This is a genomic window from Phytobacter sp. V69 (assembly GCF_965644215.1).
GTDB lineage: Bacteria > Pseudomonadota > Gammaproteobacteria > Enterobacterales > Enterobacteriaceae > Phytobacter.
Genome location: NZ_CBFFRL010000588.1, coordinates 1 through 265, shown reverse-complemented (window position 1 = coordinate 265; position 265 = coordinate 1). Strand labels below are relative to the sequence as shown.

General features: G+C 53.6%; 1 pseudogene. It reads left to right on the top strand.

Annotation, left to right across the window (positions count from 1 at the left end):
* Positions 1 to 76 precede the first annotated feature (76 nt).
* Positions 77 to 148 (top strand): annotated as a pseudogene (locus ACSZPU_RS26545) (hypothetical protein); the annotation flags it as partial.
* Between the last annotated feature and the right edge of the window lie 117 nt (positions 149 to 265).

The following is a 265-nucleotide window of genomic DNA, read 5'->3' as shown; positions in this document are numbered from 1 at the left end:
TTATTATCGAGTTCGGTGACCGCCTGGACGGTCACTTCTGAGAAAAGGCATTTACACAGAATCGTGTACAGGGTCGATCCCCTGGCCTAACCGTATCGCCAACGGCAGCTATATGTACGAAGGCAACGAATATCAGCTCCCCATTAATGGGCGGATTCAACTCCGAAGTGCAACGCTAAGCCGCCAATCCTAGCTCTGCAAACACCACAGACGGTTGCCTGAATCCGAGACACTTGCGTGGCCTGCTGTTCAGCGCCCCCTGGTA